The following is a 20,232-nucleotide window of genomic DNA, read 5'->3' on the forward strand; positions in this document are numbered from 1 at the left end:
GCGGCTTCGTGCCAAGAGCAGGTGGAAGCCGCACAGCGATGGGTACAGACAACCCATCCAGCCCGACTCCGACGCCATACGTCTTTTCGCTTCGTGCTGCTGGGTCGGGTCGACTCTCCAACCAGGGGTCCCATACTGATCGGGGTGCCTGCTTGTCGCGGACGACGAACAGTTCACGCCGTGACGCCCAGCCTCTCCAGCAGGTGGCGGCGCAGTGCGCCGAACCCGGGGTCGTCAGGTGTGCGCGGGTGGGTCAGCGGGACCGGGGCGTCCTCGACCAGGCGGCCGCCTTCCAGCACGAGGGTGCGGTCGGCGAGCAGCAGCGCCTCGTCCACGTCGTGGGTGACCAGCAGTGCCGCGAAGCCGTGCTGCTCGCGCAGCCGGATGAACAGCTGCTGCATGCGCAGCCGGGTCAGCGCGTCCAGGGCCCCGAACGGCTCGTCGAGCAGCAGCAGCTCCGGCTCGCGTACCAGCGCGCGGGCGACCGCGACGCGTTGCGCCTGCCCGCCGGACAGCTCCGCCGGCCACGCGGTGTCGCGATCGGGCAGCCCGACCTCGGCCAGCGCCGCCCGCGCCCGGGAACGTACGTCCGGGCCGGTCAGCCCGAGCGCGACGTTGTCGATGACACGTTTCCAGGGCAGGAGCCGGTGCTCCTGGAACACCACCGCCTGGTGTGGTGGCCGCCGTACGGTCCCGCCCGCGTCGGGGTCGAGCCCGGCGAGGATGCGGAGCAGGGTGCTCTTGCCCGAGCCGCTGCCGCCGAGCAGCGCGACCACCTCGCCGGGCGCGATGGTCAGGTCGACGCCGTCGAGCACGACGGTCGCGCCGAACGAGCGCCGGACGCCGCCGGCGGTCAGCACCGTGTTCAGGTCGCCTTCAGTCCGCGTCGCCATGACAGCGTCCTCCTCTCCGCGATGCGCAGCAGCAGATCCGACAGCAGGCCCAGCAGCGCGTACACGAGCAGGCCGAGCAGCACCACGTCGGTCTGCGCGAACTCGCGGGCCTCCATCATCAGGAAGCCGATGCCGGTCTGCGCGTTGACCTGCTCGCCGACGACGAGGCTCAGCCAGGCCGCGCCGATGGCCAGGCGCAGCCCGAGGAACAGCGACGGCAGCGCGCCGGGCAGCACCACGTGCCGCAGCCGGGCGAGGTGGCCGAGTCCGCAGGTGCGCGCGGCTTCGACGAGCCGCTCGTCGATGTCGCGGATACCGGCGTAGGTGTTGAAGTAGATCGGGAAGAAGCTGCCGAGGGCGACCAGCGTGACCTTCAGCTCCTCGCCGATGCCGACCCAGATGATCAGCAGCGGGACCAGGCCCAGGTGGGGCAGCATGCGGGCCATCTGCACGGGCGGGTCGACGAGGTCGTCGCCGGTGCGCAGCAGGCCCGCGAGCGCGCCGAGCAGCAGTGCGAGCCCGCCGCCGACGGCCAGGCCGATCGCCGCGCGCTGCAGGGAGTCGAGCAGGTGCACGGCGAGCGTGCCGTCGCCGGCCAGCCGCCACCCGGTGCGCAGCACCGCGCTCGGTGCGGGCAGTTTCTCCGGCGGCAGCAGGCCCGTCCGCGCGGCGGCCTCCCAGGTGGCGAGCAGCGCGACCGGGCTCACCAGGCGCAGCACCCGGCGGCCGGAACGCGGTCGGTCGGCTCGGCCCGGTGCGGCCGTTCCGGCTGGTGTGGTGCGGACGGCGGCCGGGGCCGCCGTCCGCGGTGCGGCTGTCATCGCAGGGACTCGGCGAAGCGGCTGTCGATGCGGGACTTGATGTCGATCTTCTCGGGGATCAGCTGGAGCGCGGCGAAGCCGTCGGCGATGGCCTGCAGCTCGTCGCCGATCTCCGGGGTGACCGCGGCGAGCGGCTGAGCGCTGCGCTCCAGCGCGCGGGTGGTGACGTCGAGCGGGATCTTCAGCTCCGGCGCGAGAATCGCGGCGCGTTCGGCCGGGTTGGCGATGCCCCAGTCGGTGACCGTGCGGTACTGCTTCAGGAACTCGCCGAGCTGGTCGGTCTTCTGCTCCAGGGCGGTCGGGTCGACGAGCAGGTACTCGCGGTTGCTCGCCAGGCCGGTGGCGTCTTCCAGGACGGCGACGCCGGGCTGCTCGGCCAGCGCGAAGTAGGGGTCCCAGATGATCCAGGCGTCGACCTGGTCGCCGTCGAAGGCCGGTCGCGCCTCGGCGGGCTTGAGGTATTTGACGTCGATGTCCGTGATTTTGAGGTTGTGCTTCTCCAGCAGCTTCACCAGCAGCCAGTTGACGTTGGAGCCCTTGTTCAGCGCGACCTTCTTGCCCTTGAGGTCGGCGAAGGTCTTGAACCCCCTGGCCTGCTTGACGAGCACGGCCTCGCCCTTGGGTACCGGGGCGGAGGTGCCGATGATCTTGAAGGCGATCTTCCCGGCGGCGGCGAAGATCGGCGGGGCCTCGCCGGTCTGTCCGATGTCGATCGCCTTGCCCTTGAGGCCTTCGGTGAGGGCGGGTCCGCTCTCGAACAGCGACCAGGTGGCCTTGGGGTCGGCGGCGTTGCGCGCCTTGACCAGGCTGAGCCCGCCGAAGCGCTGGTAGCCGATGCGCAGCGGCTGGCCGGCGGCAGCCGGTTCGTCGCCGCCGCAGGCCGACAGCAGGGTCGCGGACAGGGGTGCCGCGGCGAGCGCCGCCAGCAGCGAGCGGCGGGAAAGGTGGGCGTGCATGGGTTGTCTCCTGAAGGGTGGGAGCCGTGTCTCGTCGCCGATGACGGGAAGCGTGCCCGGTCGTGCGGAGTGCCGTGGCCGCCCGCACGCGGTGGCGAAAGGCTATCAACCCCATAGGATTTATGGGAATAGTGTCTGACCTGGATCGGAGCCGACAGGCATGGTTTACATAGGCCGAAGGGCCGCCCCTGTCCGACGAGACAGGAGCGGCCCTCACGATTTTCGGCCGGTTACCAGCGCTGGCGGCGCGGGGCCGCGTCGCGATCGCGGTCACGGCGGGCGCTGACCCGCTTGCCCTTGATCGTCGCGTTGCGCAGCGCCTGGATCACGTCGTCGGCGGCGTCCGCCGGGACCTCGACCAGCGAGAACCGGTCGGCGATCTCGATCGCGCCGATGTCGCGCCCCGGCAGCCCCGCCTCACCGGCGATCGCGCCCACCAGATCCTGCGGGCGTACGCCGTTGCGCCGGCCCAGGCCGATGAACAGCTTGACCGCGCCCGCCGCGGGGCCGCGCGAACCGCCGCGGCGGCCGTCGGCCTGGCCGGGGCGCTCGCGCCGCTCGACGGGCTCGGCGATGTCCGGGATGACCTCGTCGTCGGGGGCGTTGCCCATGGCCTCGTGCGCGACCTTCACCGCGGCCAGGGCCACCTCGACGATGTCGTACTCGTCGGCCAGGCTCTCCACGACGACGCGGAACCGGTCCAGGTCGTCCTCTTCCAGCAGGCTCTCGTGCACCGCGGCCCGGGTCATCTCCAGCCGGCGCGCGTGCAGGTCGGCGACGCTGGGGATCTTCTCCATCGTGATGCGCTGCCGGGTGACCCGCTCGATCGCCTTGAGCATGCGGTGCTCGCGCGGCTCGGCCAGGGTCACCGCGACACCCTCCCGACCGGCCCGGCCGACCCGGCCGATCCGGTGCACGTACGCCTCGGGAGCCGACGGCACGTCGTAATTGATCACGTGGGTGAGCTGCTCGATGTCCAGGCCACGAGCGGCGACGTCGGTGGCGACCAGCAGGTCGGCCGTGCCGGCGCGCAGCCGGCCCATCACCCGGTCGCGCTGCTCCTGGCTCATGCCGCCGTGCAGCGCCTCGGCCCGGTAACCGCGGCCGTTCATGGTCTCGGTGAGCTGGTCGACCTCCTCCCGGGTGCGGCAGAAGACGATCGCCGCCGTGGGCGCCTCGACGTCGAGGACCCGGCCCAGCGCGGCGGGCTTGTGCGCGCGGGCCACCACGTACGCGCTCTGGCGCACCTTCGGCGACTCGCCCGGCGCCGGGGCGGCACGGCCCATCTGGATCCGGGCTGCGTCGCGCAGGTAGCGCTTGACCAGACCCTCCACCCGCGACGGCATGGTCGCCGAGAACAGCACGGTCTGCCGGGTGTCGGGGGTCTCCTGCAGGATGGCCTCGATGTCCTCGGCGAAGCCCATGTCGAGCATCTCGTCGGCCTCGTCGAGCACGACCGTGCGCAGCTCGGCCAGCTGCAGGGTGCCCCGGCCGATGTGGTCCAGCGCCCGGCCGGGCGTGGCCACCACGATGTCGACGCCGCGGCGCAGGGTCTGCAGCTGGCGGCCGATGGGCTGCCCGCCGTAGATCGGCAGCACGCGCACGCCCAGGTCGCGGCCGTAGCGGTGCACCGCCTCGGAGACCTGCACGGCCAGCTCGCGGGTCGGCACGAGGACCAGCGCGGTCGGGTCGACCCGGGTGCGGCCGTCGGCGCTGTCGGCCCACTGCTGCAGCAGCGGCAGGGCGAACGCGGCGGTCTTGCCGGTGCCGGTGGCGGCCTGTCCCAGCAGGTCGCGGCCGGTCAGCAGCGGTCCGATGGCCTCGCGCTGGATCGGCGTCGGCTCCTCGTAGCCCAGCGCCGAGAGCGCCTTCGTCAACTCGGGCCGCAGGCCGAGGTCGGCGAAGGTGACGGTCTCCTCGGACGTGGCCGCTGAGGGCTCCTGGCTCATGGTCCGCCTTCTGCTCGACAATTCCGGGTCATCGGTACGCTACCCGGGCAGAACTGCCACCCTGGACGGTACCCTGCGTTCGGGCCCTCGGGGGCGTGTGCTGCGCAGATCGCCGAACCGGCGCATCGTGTCGGGTTCCGGGGCCATCCGGCCGGTGACCTGGCGTTGATCAGGCGGCGAGCGCGGCGGCGAGCAGGGCGGCCAGCGGGGTCAGGCCCTGGACGACGGCGGCGCGGGCCATCCGGCGGTCGGTGGTGATCAAGACCACGGCCGCGCCGAGCATGCTCGCGCAGCTGAACAGCGCCACGGCCGCTCCGGCGGTGGCGTGCCCGGTGTGTACGGCGACCACGCCGCCCAGCGCCCCGAGCGCCAGGAACAGGTTGTAGAAGCCCTGGTTGAACGCCCAGGGCCGGACCGCGTCGAGGTCAGCCGGCCGGACCCGGAACCGGCCGTGCACCTGCGGCCGCTGGAACAGCACGCTCTCCATCGCGAAGATGAGCACGTGCAGCAGGCCTGCGAGCGCCGCGAACACCTGAGCCGTCACGTTCATGGACGTGATTGTCGCTCACGTGCCCCGGGGCCGGGTCAGCCGGTCGGCCGAGGGTGCCGGGTCCGGGTCGCGGCCAGGTACGCGAGGATCAGGGCGGCGGCGAGCACGACGAGGCTGATGCCGAGCGCGTTGACGCCCCAGGTGCCCAGGACCACGCCGATGATCGCGGGGAAGATCGAGCCGCCCAGGCCCGCTCCCGCCATCTGCAGGCCGATGGTCCGGTCGGCGTGTGCGGCCCCGACCCGTTCCGCGGTCAGCAGCGTGAACAGCGGGAACACCGCCGCCGCGGCGAAGCCGATCACCATGAAGCCGAACGCGGCCAGCCAGCCCGGCCCGGGGATCGCGACCAGCACCGCCCCGGCGGCCATGCCGCCGATCGACCACACGACGGTCCGGCCCGGCAGGAACCGGTGGGCGGCGAAGCCCTGCAGCACCCGGCCCACGAACAGGCTGCCCCAGTACAGCGAGACGCACACGCCGGCGACCGCGTCGCTCATGCCGCGGCCCTCGGTGAGCAGCTGGTACGCGAACAGGCCCGCCGCGACCTCCAGCGCCACGTACACCGCGATGGTGAGCACGCTGAACCAGACGGCGGGCAGCTTGAACGTGTCCCGGGCCCGGATCGGCCCGGCGTGGGTCTCGTGCGCGGCGTGCGCGGGCGCGGGCCGCTGCGCCCACTGCTTGACGGTCAGCACGAACGCGACGGCGAGCAGCGCCTGGCCGGTCGCGACGACGAGGTAGCCGGGCCGCCAGGCGTCGCCGTACTGGATGGCCGCCGTCATGATCAGCGGGCCCATCGCGACGCCCAGCCCGAAGAACGCGTGCAGCCAGTTCATGTGCCGGGGGCCGAACGCCGACGCGGCGTACGCGTTGAGGCCCGCGTCGATCGCCCCGCCCGCGAAACCGGCGCACAGCGCGGCGGCCATGGTGAACGCGAACGCGGGCGACAGGGCGTACCCGAACAGCGCCAGGCTGGCCAGCGCGGTGCTGCCCGCCAGCAGCCGGCCGACGCCGAGTTTCGACAGCACGAACCCGGCCGTGACGCTGGAGACCAGGTAGCCGCACGTCGACGGGATCAGCAGCAGGCCGATGGTCTCCCGGGGGACGTTCAGGTCGGCGCTCATCGACGGCCAGGCCACGCCGAGCAGGCCGTCGGGCAGCCCGAGGCTGATGAACGCGAAGTAGGACAGGGCGAGCACGGACATGCGGATCGGGGTCCCGGGAGAACTCACTTCGTGATCATGCCTGATGCGCCGCGCATGCGTTCGCCGGGCGGCTCGCGGACCGCGAATCGGGACGGCCGCGCGGGTCGGCGCATGCGCCGGCGATCATGTGGTTGAGCTGTGAAGACCGTTTCGCGGTGACGGTTCGGCACCGGTACCTTCACCGGCGTGCCGATCGATCGTCCGACCCTGCCACGCGTTCCCACCTGGGCCGCCGTGACCGCGCTCGTGCTCGCGGCGCTGCTCGGCTGCTGCCCGCCGGCCAGGCCCTGGACCTGGTTCGGCGAGGACCGCCAGTATCCGCACGCCGACGGGTTCTTCCACATCTCCCGGGGCGACGACGACCTGGAGGAGGACCTGCTGCCGATCTACGGCGTCGAGCTGCCCTGCGGTGTGGCCGATGTACGGTACGGGAACCTGCAGGAGCCGATCAACGAGCTCTATGTGCGTTTCGTCGCGTCGATGGCATGCCTGGACGCTTTCCGCGCCGACTACGGCCTATCGCCGGTGGATTGGGAAGATCCCTCGGCCCCGGACATGTACGGGTGGCACATCAGCACCTCGGCGAAGATGTACTCGGGCGACTACGACGACAACCACCTTTACCTGTACGTGGAGGACACGCAGACTCCACCGGTCGCGTACCTGGTGCTGCAGCGGTGGGGACCGCCGAAGGACAGCGTCGGGAGATAGCGGCGCAGCGCCGTAATAGGGTGGGCGGGTGGTGGAGGACGACGCGGACGCGGTCGCGAGCTCGTTGCAGGCGTGGCTGGCCGCCGTCTCGTTCACCGATTGTGACGCCGACCAGGTCACCGAGCTGCTCACCGAGGCGGTGCTGGCGTGGGGGACCGCCCAGGAGTGGCGGGTGTATCGCCGCGCCCGCAGCGTGGTGAAGCTGCCCCCGCCGTACGAGGACCGGCATTCCTGGGTGGATGTCGGGGTCGCCCGGTCGGGCTTGCCGCCGATCGTGGTGGAGATCGACCAGTCGGAGCGCAGGCGGACGCTGGAGAAACTCGCCGCCGAGGCGGCCGAGGGCCGGGTCGCGGTGTGGCTGCGCTGGGGGACGGGCCCGTTCGCCGTGCCCGCGCTGCCGGTCCGGCTGGCGACGTGCCCGGTGAGCGGGCGCAAGGACGCGTCCGGTCGGCGGCTGTTCTCGGCACCCGTGGCGGTCCGCCCGGCGCCTTCGCACAGCGGCGCCGCCCTGGGCGAGGCCGACCAGGGCGATCTCTTCGCCGCCGACGGTCCGGCCGCGCAGGTCTGAGAACGCCGCCGCGCGAGCCCGACCTCGGACGATCACGTGGAGCCTGGCGTGGGCGCGTCCGGGCACAGTGGTGCGGCGGCGACGCGAACTCCGCGGATTCGTTGGGTCACAACGAACGCTGCGAACGCAACGATGAAGGTCCTCCCCGCGGGAGCAGCCCTTCATCGTCAGCAAGGAGTCCGCATGACTGTCAGTTCCGGGCGGCGCGGCACACGCGCCGCCCTCGCCCTGCTCGCCATGCTGGGCGCGGGAGCGGCGGTCGCCGTTCCCGCCGCGCCCGCCGCCGCCGACGCCACCCTGGCCACCTGCGCGCAGGTGATCGCCATCGGGGTGCGCGGCACCGTCGAGGCCGCCGGCTACAACAGCGGCCCGTTCGGCAACACCTATGCCAGCGGCGGCCTGGGCACCATGGCGGCGACCGTCAACCAGATGCAGTCGACGTCGAGCTGGAAGATCCGCAGGGCGGGGCTGGACTACCCGGCGCTGTGGGACAACACCGCCAGCACGGCCGCGGGCGTGCTCAACCTGAAGCGGGAGCTGAACCAGCTCGCCATCTACTGTCCGGGGTCGCGGACGGTGCTGCTGGGATACTCGCAGGGCGCGGCCGTCATCGGCGAGCTGCTGGGGCTCGGCCGCTCCAGCCTGACCACGGTGGCGCAGAACAACATCGAGGCCGTCGTCTTCTTCGGCGACCCGGGCTACCGGGTGGGCGAGATCCAGAACGACTCGGGCAACACCGCGAACGGGCAGGGCATCCGCTACCGGGTGCCGCGGGTGCTCGACTGGCTGTACCCGCGCCTGCGTTCCTACTGCTACGACGGCGACTGGGCGTGTGACGCCCCCAGCGTCGGCCCCGTGCACGACGACGCCTACGACCGTCCGGAAGTGACCAACGCGGCCACCGCGTTCGTCCTGGACCAGCTGGCGACCTCGGGCGGCGGCTCGACGCCCGGCGGGATCGACACGACCCCCATCCCGGCGCAGTCGGAGGGCCTGACGGTGCAGAAGATCGCCGTGGCCGGCGGCTACACCGGCCCGATCGACGGGGTGCCCGGCACCAACACGTGGCTGGGCGCGCAACAGGTGATGACCGGCTACGGCTACACCGGCCCGATCGACGGCGTGCCCGGCACGAACACGTACGCGGCGATGCAGCGGCTGGCGCAGAAGGGCGGCTACACCGGGCCCGTCGACGGCGCGCTGGGTGTGAACTCGTGGAAGGGCATCCAGACGGTGCTGCGCGGTTACGGCTACGCCGGCCCGATCGACGGTCTGCCGGGCACCAACACGTACGCCGCGCTGCAGCGGCTCGCCAAGCTCGGCGGCTACACCGGCCCGATCGACGGGGCGCTGGGCGTGAACTCCTGGAAGGGCGTGCAGAAGGTGATGACGGGCTACGGCTACACCGGCCCGATCGACGGCGACCCCGGGGTGAACACCTACTCCGCCCTGCAGCGCATGGCGACGCTGGGTGGATACACCGGCCCGATCGACGGTGTCCCCGGCCCGAACACGTGGGCGGCGCTCGCCAGGCTCGTCTGACCCGCGCCACGCGGAAGGCTCCGCCCGACCGGACCGGTCGGGCGGAGCCTTCGCCGTGCCGCCGCCGAAATCGAGCGCCGGTCCCTACCCACCGCCGCGCTGCTGGCGTACCTTGATCGTTGCGTTTCGCGGGCCGTTGGCAACCCAACGAATCCGCAGAATTTCGCGGCGGCATGCGTCGGCGGACGGGGAGGACGATGAGCGGCCGGAGCAGGCTGTGGCGTGTTCGGGAACTGCCGACCACCAAGGCGGGCGTGGAGCGGGCCTTCTCCTACTTCATCGCGGGGGTGCGCCTGGGCACGCTCGCCCAGATGATCCCGGCGGTGCACGGCGGTGTGACGACGTCGCCGCAGGGCACCGCGTACCTGGTCTGCTGGGCCGCGGCGGCGCTCGCGTCGGTGGCGGTGAGCGTGGCGACCCTGGTGCGCCGCCGCCCCCTCGGCGCGTACGTCTCCGCGGCCGACTACTCGCTGGCCTGCCTGCTGCTCGTGCTGGCGCCACTGGTGCTCGTGCCGGGGGAGCGGTTCGGCACCTGGATCGCCTACCAGCCCGGCTACGCGCTGTCGGTCATCATCACCGCCAGCGGCGTACGCAGCCTCACCCTGTGGGCGGGCGGCATGTTCGGCATCGTCGCCTGCTACGCGGTCTACCTCGGCGGCTCGCTCGACGGGGAGATGACCACGACGGCGATCGGCAACATCCTGACCTATGTGGTCTACGCGCTGGTCACCCGCATGTTCTTCGGGTATACCCGGCGTATCGCGCACGACGCCGACGAGTCGCGCGCCCGCGCCGCCGAGCTGGCCCGCCGCGAGGAGGAACGCCGGGCGCAGGTGATGATGCACAACGGTGTGGCCGTGATGCGCCTGCTCACCGAACCGGGCACCGACGCCGTGCGGTCGCGGCTGCTCGGCCTCGCCGAGGTCGAGGTGCAGCGGATGCGCTCCTACCTGCGCGGACGGTCGCCGGACCGGAACGGCGAGGGCTCCGACGTCGGGCTCGCGGCGCTGATCACGCGGGTGTGCGAGCGCTTCGCCGACCTGCCGGTCGAGACGCTGCTCGACCTCGGTGCGGCGGTGCGGATGCCCGCGGGCCGGGCCGAGGCCGTCGAGCGTGCGCTGGAGAGCCTGCTGCTCAACGTACGCGAGCACGCCCGGGCCGACGCCGTCGTGATCCACCTCGACGCGGACGTGGACGCGGGCTGGACCCTGACGGTGCGTGACGACGGTGTCGGCTTCGACGCCGTGACGGCCGTGCCGGGCGTGGGCCTGCGCGAGGTCGTCGTCGGCGAGCTGCGCCGCTGGGGGATCGGCGTCGACGTCGAGTCCGCGGCGGGCGCGGGCACGACGGTGACGATCTCGGCCGGTCCCGCGCCCGCGGCCGTGGGCGCGGGCCGCGACACCCGCACGGACGCCGGATGAGGCCCGCGGTCGCCGTCGTCGACGACGCGTCGCTGATCCGCGAGTCGCTCGGCCTGCTCATGCCCGGCCTCGACGTCGTCGCCGCGGTCTCGACGGTGGAAGACCTGGTGCGCCTGCGTCCGGTCGCCGACCTGGTGGTGCTCGACCTGCACCTGGCCAACCTCGAACAGCAACCCGACGTCCGGCAGGGCATCGCGGCGATCCGCGCGCTGACCGGGTGCGGCTACCGGGTCTGCGTCTACAGCCAGGAGGAGCGGCGTTTCGTGCTGGCCGCCTGCATCGCGGCGGGGGCGTGCGGTGTCGTCTCCAAGGCGCTGCCCACCGCACGGGCGGAGCAGCTGTTCCTGGAGGCGGCCGGCGGTGGCGCCGTCGTGCCGCAGCCGGTCGTCGGCATCCTGGAGGTGCTGGTCCGCCGCGACTGCATCACGCTGCTCAGCGACCGGCAGCGCCAGATCCTGCACGGCCGGGCCCGCGGGCTGAGCTACGCCCAGGTGGCCAAGCAGCTGTTCGTGAGCGAGTCGACGCTGCGCGGGTACTGGCTGGACGTGACCCGGGCGCTGACGGGCTCGCTGCGCGAACTCACGCCCGGCGAGATCGAGCACGCCCTCGGGCTGGCACCCGGTGACCTGCTGGAGTTCTGGCCCGGCGACGTGGCCGACGACAGGGACTGGTGGCGCACCGGCACGTCCCGGTAGCCTGCCGCCGGGTCGCGAGATCGGGCAAAAGCCCCTGGTCGGCGGCGGTATGCCGGGCTACGGTTCAGCGGGTGGCAGCGGGCCCGGCGCCGGTGTGACGTGGGACTCACCGAAGGCATGCGTCCGGGCGGCGGGGTCGGACGTCATTGGTGCGCTCCGGACGGAGCACATCGATGGCGGAAGGAACCAGAGATGGAACACACCAGGGCACGGTGGATCGCGGGATGCTCGCTGGGCGTCGTCCTGCTGGCGGCGGCCGCCGGCTGCGCGAGGCCGCCGGGGCAGGCCGGCGCGGGTGACGGGCAGGACACCGGCGCGGCCGCCTCTTCGGCGCCGGCTTCGCCGTCGGCCACGCCGTCTCCCGTCACGTCACCCGTAGCGTCGCCCGCGGCGTCGCCGAGCCGTGCGCCGTCCTCGCCCGCGCCGCGTGGCGGTGTTCCGGGCCCGGACCGGGCGTTCCTGCTGCAGGCGGTCGACCGGATCGAGGACCCGGTGCTGACCGTGACCGCGAGCGGGCGCATCGGCACGTATCCCGGCGGCGCGGACACCGGCGAGCGCGAGCAGTTCGCGCTGGCGCCGCTGTCGCCCGGCGCGACGGTGTACCTGCTGAAGACGGCGCGGCTGCGGGTGGGCGGGGAGCCGGTGTGCGCCGCGGTCGCGAGCGGTGTCCTGCAGGCCGTGGCGTGCGACGCGGCGGCCGGGGCGCAGAAGGTGACGCTGGTGGCGCGCGGCGCGGACGGGTCCGGCGCGGCGACGTTCGGGGTGGTCGTCGGGGGATACCAGGTGGAGGTCAGCGCGGACGGCAAGGTGTCGCTGGTTAAGGCGGGCAGCGCCGCCGCGAAGACCCGGTTCAGGTTCGTGCCGGCCGGGACCGTCGGCCAGTGGCCGTAGCGGTGGGGTGCTGATGTCCGACGTCGACGAGTTCGACGCCTTCTACGCCGCGACGTCGTGGCGGGTGCTCGGGCAGCTGTGGACGATGACCGGCAGCCGGGCCGAGGCCGAGGACGCGGTGGCGGAGGCGTACGCCCGGGCGTGGCAGCGGTGGCGGCAGGTGCGGGACTGCGACAGCCCGGAGGCGTGGGTGCGCCGTACGGCGTCGCGGATCGCGATCAGCGCGTGGCGCAAGGCGGTCAACCGGCTGCGCGCCCACCACCGCGCCACCCCCGAGCAGGATCTGGCGGGACTCGGACCGGACCACGTCGCGCTGGTCCACGCGCTGCGGCAGATATCCGCCGACCAGCGGCGGGCGATCGTGCTGCACCACCTGGTCGGGCTGAGCGTGGCCGAGGTCGCCGAGGAGACCGGCGCGCCGGTGGGCACGGTCAAGGCCAGGCTGCTGCGCGGGCGGCGGGCGCTGGCAGGCTGGCTGGACGACATGCCGGGCCCGGACGGCGGTTCGACGGAAACGACCACAGGGAAGGAGTACGGCAATGGCTGAGCGCGGCGAGGACGAGACGGGCCTGGACCGGCACCTGGCCGTGCTCGGCGATCATGGTGCGCGGATCGGCTGGCTGGGCCCGCCCGAGCAGCTGCGCCGCCGGGGTGAGCGGCGGCGGCGCAACGGTCGGCTGGCGGCCGCCGCGAGCGGCCTGGCCGTGGTCGCGGTGCTGGCCGGGGTGTACGCGACGCAGACCGTTCCGAGCACGGAGCCCGAGCCCTTGGCCAGCGCGTCCGCGTCCGCGTCGGCGTCGCCGTCGCCCTCCCCGTCGCCGTCGCCATCGGTGGTCGTGCCGAAGGTCGACCCGTCGGCGTTGCCGGGGGTGCCGACCCGGGACCAGGCGGTATGGCTGCAGGCGACGACGACCGGCGGCTACCCGCTGCTGACCGCGCTGCCCGACGGGACACTGTCGGCGGCGGCGGAGGACGCCGCGACCGACGGGGCGCTGTTCGCGCTGGCCCCGGTCTCGCCCGGCGCGAAGCAGTACCAGCTCAAGACCGGCAAGGTCGGGTCCGGCGGCGAACCGGGCTGCGCGGTGCGCGACGGCGACCGGCTGGCGATCACCGCGTGCGACGCCGCGAGCGAGCAGCAGCGGGTCGTCCTCAACGGCCGGGCCGCGCCGTACGAGGTGGTCCTCGGCGGCCGGGCGCTGAAGCTGACCGGAACCGGCGTGACCGCGGTCGCGCCCGGGCAGGGCACGCCGCTGACGTTCATCGTGCGCGGCCGGGCCGAGGACCCGTTCGGCTGAGCAGGACGCCGCCGTCGGGCCGGCCCCTGCCCGGTTTCCTCGGGGCTGTCACGGAAGGTCACGGGGTGCTGACCGGTAGCGGCTTGTGGGAACCGGTGGGGGTGACTACCGTAGCCCGGGTCTTCCATGCGACGCAGGTGCAACCCGGGCGGGGCGGGCCACCGGTGCCTAACGACGGAGTGTGCAGGCGTGCAGTACCGGCCCGCGGTGTCCCGCGAAGGTGATCAGTACCGCGGAAGACGCCGGGTGCGGCAACCTTCCCGCCGCCGCTACGCGGCGGTCCTGGCCACCGCGCTGGCAGGCGCCGGTGTCGTCGCCCTGGGGTCGGGTGCGGCGCTCGACGACGCCAAGGCCGAGGCCGGTATCGGCAACGTCGACCTGGCTTCCTCCGACGGGACGCGGGAGCTGGTCGCCGACCGTGCCGACCGCGCCGACCGCCCGCTGAGCACCTCGATCACCCAGGCGCCCGACGCCTGGGTGCTGCCGATGCGCAACTACAACCTGACCTCCCGCTTCGGCATGCGCTGGGGCCGGCTGCACCAGGGCCTGGACCTCGCCGGACTGCCCGAGGGGACCCCGTTCGCGGCGGTGCACAGCGGCACGGTGGTGCAGGCGGGCTGGAACGGCGGCTACGGCAACTCGGTGATCATCGACCACGGCAACGGGGTCCGCACCCTGTACGGCCACTCCAGCAGGGTGCTCGTCAAGGTCGGCCAGCAGGTCAAGGCCGGTGACATCATCGCCCGGCTCGGCAACACCGGCCACTCCTTCGGCACCCACCTGCACCTGGAGGTGCACGTCGACGGCGTCGCGCAGAACCCGCTGACCTGGTTCAAGACGCGCGGCGTCGACTACGACCTGGAGATCGAGCAGATCTACGGCGGCTGACGCCCCGGCGCGTCGCGGCGCGTGGCAGGCGCTGATCGGATACCTCTGAGGGGTGTTCCAGCAGTTCAGTGCTTCCGCGTCCCGCCCACTGCGCCGCCGGGCGCTGCTCGCCGCCGGTGCCGCGGCAGGTCTGGCCGGGCTGGTCCCGGCCCGGGCGCGGGCGGCGGGGCCCAGGTTGCGGTGGACCGCCGGCGATCACCACGTGCACACCAAGTACAGCGGCAGTCCCGACGCGCCCTACCGCGTCGAGCAGCACGTGCAGGCAGCCGCCGGCTACGGGCTGGGCTGGCTGGTGGTCACCGACCATCCCGGCCCGGAGCACGCCCGGCACGGGCTGGCCCGGTCGGCGGACGATCTCGCCGCGCTGCGCGCGCGGTATCCGCGCCTGCACCTGTTCCAGGGCATCGAATGGCGGGTGCCGGGGGCCGAGCACGCGACGGTGTTCACCGCGCCCGGCCCGCACGAGGCCGCACTGCTCGCCGACTTCGAGTCCCGGTTCGACGCCGAGCTGGCAGGCCACGGCTCCGGTCCCGACGGTCACGCGACGGCCGTCGCGGCGCTGCGGTGGCTGGGCGGGCAGGTCGACGCCGGGGACACGCCGATGGCGCTGTGCATCCTCAACCATCCCAGCCGGTCCGGCGCGTACAGCCCGGCCGAGCTGCGGCGGCTGCGCGACGCGCACCCGATGGTGATCGGCATGGAGGGCGCGCCCGGCGGGCAGGCCAACGGGATCCCGGCCGGCGACGGGGGAGTCGGCGGCGACCGCGGCGGGTACGGGCGGCGGCCGACGCGGACCTCGTACGCCGGCTACCCTCCGGCGGCGAACCGGACCCTGGGCGGCTTCGACTGGATGACCGCGACCGTCGGCGGGATGTGGGACGCGATGCTCGCCGAGGGTCTGCCCTGGTGGATCACGGCCAGCTCCGACGCGCACAAGGTGTACGGGCAGCGCTGGCGATACGGCGGCAGCCCCACCGAGGACGGCTCCTACCCGGACCCGGTGCCCGACGACACCCCCGGCCCGGCCGGCGGGCTGTGGCCGGGCCAGTACAGCCGTACCCACGTCGGCGCTGCCGGCGACGGCGCGTCGGCGGTGATGCGCGGGTTGCGCGACGGCAAGGTCTGGGTCGACCACGGCCACCTGCTCGACGCGGTGCACGTGGAGGTGGGGCGGGCGACCCTCGGCGAGGTCGCCACCGTCTCCCGGGGCGACAGCGTGGAGCTGCGGGCGACGATCACCCCGGCGTCGGCGGACAACCCGAACGGTGACCGGCCCCGCCTGCGCCGCGTCGACGTCATCGCCGGTCCGGTCACCGGGCCGGCCGAGCCGCTGGCGCAGACCGCGCCGCAGGCCCGGGTCGTGGCGTCGTTCGAGGCCGAGCGGGGTCCGGTGCGGCTGGTCCACCGGTTCACCGACGTGCGCCGGCCGTTCTACGTCAGGCTGCGCGGCACCGACGGCAACCACAGCGCGCCCGGTTCGATCGAGCCGCGGCCCGACCCGACCGGCGACGCCGACCCGTGGCAGGACCTGTGGTTCTACACCAACCCGGTGTTCGTCGCCGTCACCGGCTGACACCCGGACCGCGGGCCTGATCGTCCGCGCGCTGTGCCGGCAGCTGGTGCAGCCACACCACCAGCGCCCGCAGGATCTCCCGTTCGTACGCGACGCGGGCGGCCTCGACCTGGGAGGCGTGCAGTGCCTCCAGCTGTCCCTGCCGCAGGCGCAGCAGCAGCTGTGCCTGGTAGGTGAACTCGTCGAAGTCCGACCGGTCGGCGGCCAGCGCGAGCAGCCCCTGCAGGACCAGGTCGTCGGGGGTCGAGTTGGCGTCGACCGTGGTCAGCCGGGCTTTCTGCCGGCGGCGGCCGGCTTCGGTGACCGAGAGCATGGTGCGGTTGGCCAGCCGGGTCGACACGGGCGGGGAGCGGTCCTCGGCGAGGTCGCCGGTGCGGCGCAGGCGGTTGACCGCCGCGAGGACGCGGGGCAGGCTGACCGCGCCCCGGCTGCCGACGATGCGCTGGTGGCGGGACTGCAGGTCGAATGCCGTCGACGGCTGCTGGTGGAGCAGGACCAGCAGGATGTCCTCGAGCGTGAACGCCATGCCGCCTCCCCGACTTCTACAGGATGTAGAAGTTAACAGAGGCCCGCCGGGCTACTCCGCGTCGTCCCGCAGCAGGGCGCGCAGGATCTCCTCGTCACCTGCGTCGAGGCCGCCGACGAAGCGGCGCAGCACCGAGGTGCGGTCGGGTTCGGCGGCGAGCAGCCGGGTCATGCGGTCGGCGACCAGCCCGGCGGCGTCCCGGACCGCCGCGTAGTGGTAGGCGCGCCCGTGGCGCTCGCGGATGACCGCGCCCTTGGCGTGCAGGCGCGTCAGGATCGTGACGACGGTGCTGTAGGACAGGTCCGCCTGCGGGGCGAGCCGGTCGCGGACCTGGCCGGGGGTCAGTGCCAGGCCGGCCTCGGTCAGCACGGTGATGATCTGGGATTCCAGCTGCCCGGACCGGCGACGGCCGGGGTCGGCGGCGTCCGGGCCGCTGTCTGATCGGGTGGGGCTCATCGGTGCCGACTCTATCCCCGGCGCCGGAGGCGGCTCGCGCCGACCGCGAGGTCGCCGGTTCCGCGACCAGAAAGACCAATACGTACTCAGTCTTCACAAGCGTGACCGCGGTCACGGGCTCCGGCATGGTGCGTAACACGTTTGCCACACCGATGTGACAGGAGCGCACACCCCTCATGCTCAGACGTACTCTCGTGGTCGCCATCCCGGCGCTGCTGCTGGCCACCACCGCGTGTGCCGAGCAGTCGGTCGGCGACCCGAACGCCCCCGCGGGTTCGGCGGTCGCGTACCCCGCAAAGACCCTGCAGATCATGGCCCCGGCCGGCGCCGGCGGCGGCTGGGACACCACCGCCCGCACCATGCAGCAGGCGCTGCAGGGCGCCGGGCTGCTCAACGGCCAGTCCGCGGAGGTCCGCAACGTCACCGGCGCGGCCGGCACGATCGGCCTGGCCGAGCTCGTCACCAGCCACAAGGCCGACGCGCACCAGCTGATGGTGACCGGGCTGGTGATGGTCGGCGGCGTGGTGACCAACAAGTCGCCGGTCGACCTGTCGCAGACCACCCCGATCGCGACGCTGACCGCCGAGTCGGAGGTCATCGTCGTCAAGTCCGACTCCAAGTACCAGACGCTCAAGCAGCTGGTCGACGACGTCAAGGCCGACCCGGCGTCGGTCAAGTGGGGCGGCGGCTCGGCCGGCGGCACCGACCAGATCCTGGTCGGCCTGCTGGCCAAGGCCGCGGGCGCCGACGCCAAGACCGTCGCCAAGCAGTACATCGCGTACTCCGGCGGCGGCGAGACCAAGGCCGGGCTGCTGTCGGGCGACATCAGCGTCGCGGTCTCCGGCACCAGCGAGTTCGCCGACCTGGTCAAGGCCGGCACGGTACGGGCGCTGGCGGTGTCCAGCGCGGCCGGCGGCGACGCCGGGCTGGGCACGCCGACGCCGAGCATCAAGGAGTCCGGCTACGACCTGGAGCTGATGAACTGGCGTGGCGTGGTGGCCCCGCCCGGCATCGGCGACGCCGAGAAGACCGCCGTCATCGCGATGATCGACAAGCTGCACTCCTCGGCGCAGTGGCAGCAGGCGCTGACCGACAAGAAGTGGACCGACTTCTACCGCACCGGCGCGCAGGCGGCCACGTTCTTCGCCGACGAGAGCACCCGGATCAAAGCCGTGCTGACCGAGATCGGCCTGGGCTAGTGTCCGGCACCGTGCAGGAACCGGGGGCGGCCAAGGCCGCCCCCGGCCCCATCGTCGCCGGCGGCATGCTGTTCGCCGTCGGGGCGCTGCTGTTCGCGCAGGCGCTCGCCCTGGCCGGCGAGCGCGGGTACGCCCCGTCCGGGCCCGGCCTGGCACCGGTCATCGTCACCGGGCTGTGGGTGCTGGTGTCGCTGGGCTACCTCGCCGAGTCGATCCGAAACCGCGCCGTGCCGACCGAGGGCGGCGGCAGCTGGCGTACGCCGCTGCTGCTACTGGCCGCGCTGATCGTCTACGCGCTCGTGCTCAAGTACACCGTGACCGGCTACGTCCTGGCGACAGCGGCGTTCGTGCTGGTGACGGCGCGGACGCTGAGCACCCGCCCGGTCCGCGAGGTCGTCGTCCGCGACCTGGCCGTCGCGGTGGGCCTGTCCGTGGGCATCTACCTCGTGTTCACCCGCCTGCTCGGCATCGTCCTGCCCGCCGGAGTGCTGCCCCTATGAGTTCCCTGTCCAGCCTGCTCGACGGCTTCGCGTCGGTGCTGAGCCCGCAGAACCTGCTCTACGCCGCCATCGGCGTCACCATCGGCACCCTGGTCGGCGTGCTGCCCGGCATCGGGCCCGCGCTGACCATCGCCCTGCTGCTGCCCGTGTCGTTGCAGCTCGACGACCCGACCGGCACCCTGATCATGTTCGCGGGCATCTACTACGGCGCCATGTACGGCGGGTCGACGACGTCGATCCTGCTCAACACCCCGGGCGAGTCGGCGTCGGTGGCGACCTCGATCGAGGGGTACCAGATGGCCCGGCGCGGCCGGGCCCGCGCCGCGCTGGCCACCGCCGCGATCGGCTCGTTCGTCGCGGCGACGATCTCGACCGTACTGCTGGCCTTCGTCGCCAAGCCGATGGCCGACCTCGCGGTCACGTTCCGCGCCTCGGACTACTTCGCGCTCGCGGTGCTGGCCATGGTCACCGTCACCGCGATGGTCGGCGCGTCCCTGCCGCGCGGCCTGATGTCGCTCACGTTCGGCCTGTTCCTCGGCCTGGTCGGGATCGACTCGCTCACCGGGCAGGCCCGCTTCACCTTCGGGGTGCCGGAGCTGCTCGACGGCGTCGACGTCGTCACCGTCATCGTCGGCCTGTTCGCCATCGGCGAGACGCTCTACATCGCCTCGCGCCTGAAGGACCTGCCCGCCAAGGTCGCCCCGCTGGAGCCGGTCAAGGGCGGCTTCGCGTGGCTGAGCCGCCAGGACTGGGCCCGGTCGTGGCCGGCGTGGCTGCGCGGCACCCTGTTCGGGTTCCCGTTCGGCGCGCTGCCCTCCGGTGGCGCGGAGATCCCGACGTTCCTGTCCTACACCGTCGAGAAGCGCCGGTCCAAGCACCAGGGCGAGTGGGGCAAGGGCGCGATCGAGGGCGTCGCCGGGCCGGAGGCCGCCAACAACGCCTCCTTCTCCGGGGTGCTGGTCCCGCTGCTGACGCTGGGCATCCCCACCTCGGCGACGGCCGCGGTCATGCTCGCCGCGTTCGGCTACTTCGACCTGTCACCCGGCCCGCAGCTGTTCGAGAAGTCACCGGACCTGGTCTGGGCACTGATCGCGTCGCTGTTCGTCGGCAACGTCATGCTGCTGGCGCTGAACCTGCCGCTCATCCGGGTCTGGGTCAAGGTGCTGCAGATCCCGCGGCCGCTGCTGTACACCGGCATCCTGGTGTTCGCCACCCTCGGCGTCTACGCCGTGTCCGGCAGTGTCGTCGACGTGCTCATCGCGTACGCCATCGGCGTGCTCGCCATGTTCATGCGCCGGTTCGACTTCCCGATCGCGCCGGTGATCCTCGGCCTGATCCTCGGGCCCATGATGGAGACCCAGTTCCGCCGGGCGCTGCTGCTGTCCGACGGCGACCTGTCGGTGTTCGTCACCCGCCCGCTGACGGTGACGCTGCTCGGCCTGGCCGTCGTCGCGCTCGCCCTGCCGCACCTGCCGAAGGTGTGGGCCAGACTGCGCGGCGGCGACGCCCAGCGGCTGTCCTTCGCCGAGGACGACTGACGTCGGGTGGGCTGTGCCGAACACGCCGGCACAGCCCACCCGGCGACGCGGAGCC

Annotated in this window: 21 protein-coding genes; 13 read left to right on the forward strand and 8 right to left on the reverse strand. The window is 73.0% G+C overall.

What is annotated here, in order from left to right; genetic code table 11:
* Positions 1 to 173: 173 nt before the first annotated feature.
* From Cco03nite_RS03210 to Cco03nite_RS03235, 6 genes are all read right to left on the reverse strand, one after another.
* Complete coding sequence (locus Cco03nite_RS03210; RefSeq protein ID WP_203688399.1) at positions 174 to 893, reverse strand: ABC transporter ATP-binding protein; 720 nt, start codon at positions 891 to 893, stop codon at positions 174 to 176.
* Positions 866 to 1,714, reverse strand: a complete 849-nt coding sequence (locus Cco03nite_RS03215) for an ABC transporter permease (RefSeq protein WP_203688400.1) — start codon at positions 1,712 to 1,714, stop codon at positions 866 to 868. Before Cco03nite_RS03215 ends, Cco03nite_RS03210 begins: the two co-directional genes overlap by 28 nt.
* A complete protein-coding gene (locus Cco03nite_RS03220; protein WP_203688401.1) occupies positions 1,711 to 2,670 on the reverse strand; it encodes an aliphatic sulfonate ABC transporter substrate-binding protein in 960 nt (319 codons plus the stop codon). Before Cco03nite_RS03220 ends, Cco03nite_RS03215 begins: the two co-directional genes overlap by 4 nt.
* A 230-nt stretch (positions 2,671 to 2,900) precedes the next feature.
* Positions 2,901 to 4,640: a DEAD/DEAH box helicase gene (locus tag Cco03nite_RS03225; RefSeq protein ID WP_373314206.1), complete on the reverse strand. Its 1,740-nt coding sequence runs from the start codon at positions 4,638 to 4,640 to the stop codon at positions 2,901 to 2,903.
* A 148-nt stretch (positions 4,641 to 4,788) separates the two neighbouring features.
* The gene (locus Cco03nite_RS03230; RefSeq protein ID WP_203688403.1) at positions 4,789 to 5,169 is read right to left on the reverse strand and encodes a DUF1304 domain-containing protein; all 381 of its coding nucleotides are present in this window, start codon (positions 5,167 to 5,169) and stop codon (positions 4,789 to 4,791) included.
* A 35-nt stretch (positions 5,170 to 5,204) separates the two neighbouring features.
* A complete protein-coding gene (locus tag Cco03nite_RS03235) occupies positions 5,205 to 6,401 on the reverse strand; it encodes an MFS transporter (protein WP_239167070.1) in 1,197 nt (398 codons plus the stop codon).
* A gap of 159 nt (positions 6,402 to 6,560) precedes the next feature.
* Between Cco03nite_RS03235 and Cco03nite_RS03240 the strand changes: the two genes are divergently transcribed.
* The 10 genes from Cco03nite_RS03240 (at position 6,561) to Cco03nite_RS03285 (ending at position 15,958) form a co-directional block, all read left to right on the forward strand.
* Entirely contained in the window at positions 6,561 to 7,085 is a 525-nt protein-coding gene (locus tag Cco03nite_RS03240) for a hypothetical protein (RefSeq protein WP_203688404.1), read from the forward strand.
* Positions 7,086 to 7,113: 28 nt separating this feature from the next.
* Positions 7,114 to 7,653: a hypothetical protein gene (locus Cco03nite_RS03245; RefSeq protein WP_203688405.1), complete on the forward strand. Its 540-nt coding sequence runs from the start codon at positions 7,114 to 7,116 to the stop codon at positions 7,651 to 7,653.
* Between the two features lie 183 nt (positions 7,654 to 7,836).
* A complete protein-coding gene (locus Cco03nite_RS43245) occupies positions 7,837 to 9,195 on the forward strand; it encodes a cutinase family protein (RefSeq protein WP_444546530.1) in 1,359 nt (452 codons plus the stop codon).
* A gap of 197 nt (positions 9,196 to 9,392) precedes the next feature.
* A complete protein-coding gene (locus tag Cco03nite_RS03255) occupies positions 9,393 to 10,616 on the forward strand; it encodes a sensor histidine kinase (protein ID WP_239167071.1) in 1,224 nt (407 codons plus the stop codon).
* On the forward strand, positions 10,613 to 11,311 hold the full coding sequence (locus Cco03nite_RS03260) for a LuxR C-terminal-related transcriptional regulator (RefSeq protein WP_203688406.1): 699 nt from the start codon (positions 10,613 to 10,615) through the stop codon (positions 11,309 to 11,311). Before Cco03nite_RS03255 ends, Cco03nite_RS03260 begins: the two co-directional genes overlap by 4 nt.
* A 192-nt stretch (positions 11,312 to 11,503) precedes the next feature.
* Entirely contained in the window at positions 11,504 to 12,202 is a 699-nt protein-coding gene (locus Cco03nite_RS03265) for a hypothetical protein (protein ID WP_203688407.1), read from the forward strand.
* A gap of 13 nt (positions 12,203 to 12,215) precedes the next feature.
* Positions 12,216 to 12,749, forward strand: a complete 534-nt coding sequence (locus tag Cco03nite_RS03270; protein ID WP_203688408.1) for a SigE family RNA polymerase sigma factor — start codon at positions 12,216 to 12,218, stop codon at positions 12,747 to 12,749.
* A complete protein-coding gene (locus Cco03nite_RS03275) occupies positions 12,742 to 13,497 on the forward strand; it encodes a hypothetical protein (RefSeq protein WP_203688409.1) in 756 nt (251 codons plus the stop codon). The genes Cco03nite_RS03270 and Cco03nite_RS03275 overlap by 8 nt, the downstream gene beginning before the upstream one ends.
* A gap of 246 nt (positions 13,498 to 13,743) precedes the next feature.
* Positions 13,744 to 14,385: a M23 family metallopeptidase gene (locus tag Cco03nite_RS03280; protein WP_239167072.1), complete on the forward strand. Its 642-nt coding sequence runs from the start codon at positions 13,744 to 13,746 to the stop codon at positions 14,383 to 14,385.
* Between the two features lie 52 nt (positions 14,386 to 14,437).
* Positions 14,438 to 15,958: a histidinol-phosphatase gene (locus tag Cco03nite_RS03285; RefSeq protein WP_203688411.1), complete on the forward strand. Its 1,521-nt coding sequence runs from the start codon at positions 14,438 to 14,440 to the stop codon at positions 15,956 to 15,958.
* On the opposite strand, the gene Cco03nite_RS03290 is transcribed toward Cco03nite_RS03285, so the two are convergent.
* Positions 15,948 to 16,484, reverse strand: a complete 537-nt coding sequence (locus Cco03nite_RS03290) for a hypothetical protein (protein ID WP_203688412.1) — start codon at positions 16,482 to 16,484, stop codon at positions 15,948 to 15,950. The two genes, Cco03nite_RS03285 and Cco03nite_RS03290, sit on opposite strands and share 11 nt — an antisense overlap.
* A gap of 51 nt (positions 16,485 to 16,535) precedes the next feature.
* Entirely contained in the window at positions 16,536 to 16,940 is a 405-nt protein-coding gene (locus Cco03nite_RS03295) for a BlaI/MecI/CopY family transcriptional regulator (protein ID WP_203688413.1), read from the reverse strand.
* Between the two features lie 176 nt (positions 16,941 to 17,116).
* Between Cco03nite_RS03295 and Cco03nite_RS03300 the strand changes: the two genes are divergently transcribed.
* Genes Cco03nite_RS03300 through Cco03nite_RS03310 form a run of 3 tightly spaced genes read left to right on the forward strand, consistent with a single transcriptional unit; the run spans position 17,117 to position 20,177 of the window.
* Positions 17,117 to 18,139 carry a Bug family tripartite tricarboxylate transporter substrate binding protein gene (locus Cco03nite_RS03300; RefSeq protein ID WP_203688414.1) on the forward strand — a complete coding sequence of 341 codons (1,023 nt, stop codon included), beginning with the start codon at positions 17,117 to 17,119 and terminating at the stop codon, positions 18,137 to 18,139.
* Between the two features lie 11 nt (positions 18,140 to 18,150).
* Entirely contained in the window at positions 18,151 to 18,639 is a 489-nt protein-coding gene (locus tag Cco03nite_RS03305) for a tripartite tricarboxylate transporter TctB family protein (protein ID WP_203688415.1), read from the forward strand.
* Entirely contained in the window at positions 18,636 to 20,177 is a 1,542-nt protein-coding gene (locus tag Cco03nite_RS03310) for a tripartite tricarboxylate transporter permease (RefSeq protein ID WP_203688416.1), read from the forward strand. Before Cco03nite_RS03305 ends, Cco03nite_RS03310 begins: the two co-directional genes overlap by 4 nt.
* Positions 20,178 to 20,232 lie beyond the last annotated feature (55 nt).

It is taken from the genome of Catellatospora coxensis (assembly GCF_016862635.1).
Taxonomy (GTDB): domain Bacteria; phylum Actinomycetota; class Actinomycetes; order Mycobacteriales; family Micromonosporaceae; genus Catellatospora; species Catellatospora coxensis.

Bases quoted from the DNA above. Each gene is read 5' to 3' on its own strand.
- Cco03nite_RS03210 (WP_203688399.1), bottom strand. From the start codon at position 893: ATGGCGACGCGGACTGAAGGCGACCTGAACACGGTGCTGACCGCCGGC.
- Cco03nite_RS03215 (WP_203688400.1), bottom strand. From the start codon at position 1,714: ATGACAGCCGCACCGCGGACGGCGGCCCCGGCCGCCGTCCGCACCACA.
- Cco03nite_RS03220 (WP_203688401.1), bottom strand. From the start codon at position 2,670: ATGCACGCCCACCTTTCCCGCCGCTCGCTGCTGGCGGCGCTCGCCGCG.
- Cco03nite_RS03230 (WP_203688403.1), bottom strand. From the start codon at position 5,169: ATGAACGTGACGGCTCAGGTGTTCGCGGCGCTCGCAGGCCTGCTGCAC.
- Cco03nite_RS43245 (WP_444546530.1), top strand. From the start codon at position 7,837: ATGACTGTCAGTTCCGGGCGGCGCGGCACACGCGCCGCCCTCGCCCTG.
- Cco03nite_RS03255 (WP_239167071.1), top strand. From the start codon at position 9,393: ATGAGCGGCCGGAGCAGGCTGTGGCGTGTTCGGGAACTGCCGACCACC.
- Cco03nite_RS03260 (WP_203688406.1), top strand. From the start codon at position 10,613: ATGAGGCCCGCGGTCGCCGTCGTCGACGACGCGTCGCTGATCCGCGAG.
- Cco03nite_RS03265 (WP_203688407.1), top strand. From the start codon at position 11,504: ATGGAACACACCAGGGCACGGTGGATCGCGGGATGCTCGCTGGGCGTC.
- Cco03nite_RS03270 (WP_203688408.1), top strand. From the start codon at position 12,216: ATGTCCGACGTCGACGAGTTCGACGCCTTCTACGCCGCGACGTCGTGG.
- Cco03nite_RS03275 (WP_203688409.1), top strand. From the start codon at position 12,742: ATGGCTGAGCGCGGCGAGGACGAGACGGGCCTGGACCGGCACCTGGCC.
- Cco03nite_RS03290 (WP_203688412.1), bottom strand. From the start codon at position 16,484: ATGGCGTTCACGCTCGAGGACATCCTGCTGGTCCTGCTCCACCAGCAG.
- Cco03nite_RS03295 (WP_203688413.1), bottom strand. From the start codon at position 16,940: ATGAGCCCCACCCGATCAGACAGCGGCCCGGACGCCGCCGACCCCGGC.
- Cco03nite_RS03300 (WP_203688414.1), top strand. From the start codon at position 17,117: ATGCTCAGACGTACTCTCGTGGTCGCCATCCCGGCGCTGCTGCTGGCC.
- Cco03nite_RS03310 (WP_203688416.1), top strand. From the start codon at position 18,636: ATGAGTTCCCTGTCCAGCCTGCTCGACGGCTTCGCGTCGGTGCTGAGC.